This is a genomic window from Mesorhizobium sp. 128a, assembly GCF_053848025.1.
Map to the genome: position 1 here is coordinate 1 of NZ_JBSPKY010000124.1, position 292 is coordinate 292.

The 292-nt window shown below is 62.3% G+C and carries 1 pseudogene; it reads right to left on the reverse strand.

Annotated elements, in window-relative coordinates:
* Positions 1-292, reverse strand: a pseudogene (locus ACWTU9_RS33360) (S-(hydroxymethyl)glutathione dehydrogenase); the annotation flags it as partial.

A 292-nucleotide genomic window follows, 5' to 3' on the forward strand; every position in this document is an offset into this window, starting at 1 on the left:
GATCGACTTGCCCTCATGCATGAGGTCGAAGCCCTTGTTGATGTCTTCCAGCTTCAGCAAATGGGTGATCATCGGGTCGATCTGGATCTTGCCGTCCATGTACCAGTCGACGATTTTCGGCACGTCAGTGCGGCCACGTGCGCCGCCGAAGGCGGTGCCCATCCAGGTTCGTCCGGTGACCAGCTGGAACGGCCGGGTCGAAATTTCCTGCCCAGCGCCGGCGACGCCGATGATGACCGACTTGCCCCAGCCGCGATGCGAGGCTTCCAGCGCCTGGCGCATCACCTTGGTG